General features: G+C 57.1%; 2 protein-coding genes and 1 pseudogene. 1 reads left to right on the top strand and 2 read right to left on the bottom strand.

Going from position 1 to position 2,671, the window contains the following annotated elements; all coding sequences use genetic code 11:
• Positions 1-38: 38 nt before the first annotated feature.
• Positions 39-1,229 carry an endonuclease/exonuclease/phosphatase family protein gene (locus VI895_01685; protein ID HLG18511.1) on the bottom strand — a complete coding sequence of 397 codons (1,191 nt, stop codon included), beginning with the start codon at positions 1,227-1,229 and terminating at the stop codon, positions 39-41.
• A gap of 32 nt (positions 1,230-1,261) precedes the next feature.
• On the opposite strand from VI895_01685, the gene VI895_01680 reads away from it, so the two are divergent.
• Positions 1,262-2,026: a protein-L-isoaspartate(D-aspartate) O-methyltransferase gene (locus tag VI895_01680; protein HLG18510.1), complete on the top strand. Its 765-nt coding sequence runs from the start codon at positions 1,262-1,264 to the stop codon at positions 2,024-2,026.
• Here VI895_01680 and VI895_01675 read toward each other — a convergent pair.
• Positions 2,023-2,544: pseudogene (locus tag VI895_01675) on the bottom strand (M48 family metalloprotease). The gene VI895_01680 and the pseudogene VI895_01675 sit on opposite strands and share 4 nt — an antisense overlap.
• Positions 2,545-2,671: the final 127 nt, after the last annotated feature.

Below are 2,671 nucleotides of genomic sequence, written 5' to 3'. Positions count from 1 at the left end.
GAAAGCCTTTTCAACGGCTTCAAAAGCGGCGGCCTAAATCAGGCCAGCCTAACATCGACGACGATCGGATCATGATCCGACAGCCGGTCGGTATTGCGGGGGAGTCCCGACACGATGTTCGCTCGCTCGGCCCGTAAATTTCTTCCCGCGAACCAATCGAGCTTAAAGGAGATTCTTCCTTCGTGGGGGCGAAGCGCCCATTCGATGTATCGAAAACACCATTGCGGCACCCAATCTCCGAGGCTATGGCGGATATCGTCTTGGCTGAAATCATAATGGGCCGTGCAGCCGCCCGAAATATTGAATTCTTCCAAGGTGAACGCGTGCCGCCGAATCGTTCGGAAAAGAGGGCGTTCGAAATACCGCTCGGGGTAGGGGTAGTGATGGGCCATCACGTGTCGCACTCCCATCGCGACGCGCCGCCAGAAGCCGAGGATTGCGCGATAGGCCCGATGAGCATTGTATGTCGTGGTGTTCCAGTCTCCTCCGATGAGGGCGGGACCCGAACGACGATCCATCGCCTGAAGTACGCGTTTCATTTGCTTTACGCGGTGGCGCCGCGAACTATGGGCGGAAAGATGAACCGAAGCGCAATGCAGAACTCCGTTCGGAGTTGAAATCGTGGCGATCAGCGCTTGCTCGTGGCCGATGCGCCTCTCTTTCCCAGCGGTATGGTCCTTCGGGTTCGGGAGGGGAACCAATTCAACCTGCTCAATGGGGTATCGGCTTACGATGGCATGGCCCTGAAGAGCTTCTCCATTTTCTCCGTCGGCCTTCGTTTCAGCTCCGTTTCCTTTGTCGAGGTTTAAGAAGGCCGGCCCGAACACGACGTATCGGTCAAGCGCGTAGGCCAGATCCTCGGCGATGTTTCGATTTCCGGAGCGCGCCATACCATGATCGACTTCGGTAAGAAGCAAGACATCATGATCGGCGAGCTCCCGATCGGTTCGAAGAAGAGTCGTAATTCCATCCAGGGCGATCCCGCGCTCGATATTCCAAGCCACGCATCGAATAAACGAGTGATCAGCGGGCTGCGGGGCCGTGCGCGGAGAATAGATCTGAGGAGTTGAAAGAATGTACTCAATTGCCGTTCGATTCGCCCGAAAATGGGGATGGCGCTCCAGCGCCCGCAGGGACCGTACCTGGCGAAGCGGTGCCAGCAAGGCTTGAGTGTTCAGCGAGGCGTTCGCGAGAGTGTTTTCGTCCATTCTTTCCGCGGCCGGCTGCATGCGGCGGCGGAGTTTACCCGAAGGCGGGCCCTGTGGAAACCAAGAGACTCTTATGCCATTCTCCGGGCATGTTTTCTGGATTGATCGGTTTCCTCGTAGTGGGTACGGTGATGTCGTTCTCGACGAACGAGGAGGCATTTAAGCGAATGCGGGACCAGATGGTCGAGATTCAAATCGCGGGGCGGGACGTCGGCAACTCGGACATCCTTCGGGCCATGCGAATTGTTCCCCGCCATCTTTTCGTACCGGAATCCGAGAGGGAGCAAGCGTATGGGGACCATCCGCTTCCGATCGGCCAAGGCCAGACGATTTCCCAGCCTTATATCGTGGCCAAAATGACGGAACTGGGGGACGTGAAAAAGGGATCCAAAGTCTTGGAGGTGGGCAGCGGCTCCGGTTACCAAGCCGCCGTTCTCGCGGAGATGGGCGCGGAAGTTTACACGATTGAAATCCTTCCGGAGCTGTCCAAACAAGCGGAGAAGAATCTACAGAGCGCCGGCTATAAGAAAGTTCAGGTTCGAGCCGGAGACGGATATCGAGGGTGGCCGGAGGCCGCACCGTTCGATTCGATCTTGGTGACCGCCGCGCCGGAAGAAGTTCCTCAACCGTTGATCGATCAACTGAAAGTCGGTGGAAAGCTGGTCATTCCCGTGGGGCCTTCCGCAAGCCTATTTTCCCATCAACAGCTCCTGGTGATTACAAAGACTAAAGACGGAAGCGAGAGACGCTCGGTGTTCCCAGTGGCGTTCGTCCCGATGACCGGAGAGACGCAAACCAAAAAAGCAAAGAACCGTTAGCGGACCCGGCCGGCGGCCATGGCGTCGAGACGGGCCACGCGGTCCTCGGTCGATGGGTGCGTGCGGAAGAGATTCACCATCCCGCCGCCGCGCAAGGGGTTTACGATGAACATATGCGCTGTTGCCGGCAGGGCGTTCATCGGAATGTAATCCACGCCCCGCTCCAGTTTTTGAAGCGCGCTAGACAGGTAACGCGGATTTCCGCAGAGACGGGCGCCGCCTTCATCCGCGGCATATTCTCTCGATCGCGAAACCGCCAATTGAATCAGCATCGCCGCCAACGGAGCCACGATCACCAAAAGCAGCATGACCAATGGATTGGATCCGCTTTCGCGATCGTTGTCTGAGCTTCTTCCGAATCCTCCAAACATCAACGCCCACTGAGCCATACGCGCCAGCATGGAAATGGCACCGGCGAATGTAGCCGCGATGGTTCCGATCAGAATGTCCCGGTGGCGCACGTGGCTCAATTCATGGCCGAGAACGCCGGACAGCTCGTTTCGATCTAGTGTCCTGAGTCAGAAATAGCTTGCAATTGTATTGGGGTGTGGTTTCATCGTTTTATGAAGAAACGACGGGGACCGAAGGCCCAACAGATCCACCTTTCGGAAGAACAAAAGCACGAACTGGAACGACTGGCTCGGC

It is taken from the genome of Bdellovibrionota bacterium, from assembly GCA_035292885.1.
Lineage (GTDB): Bacteria > Bdellovibrionota_G > JALEGL01 > JALEGL01 > DATDPG01 > DATDPG01.
This window is presented reverse-complemented; position numbering and strand designations above follow the sequence as displayed.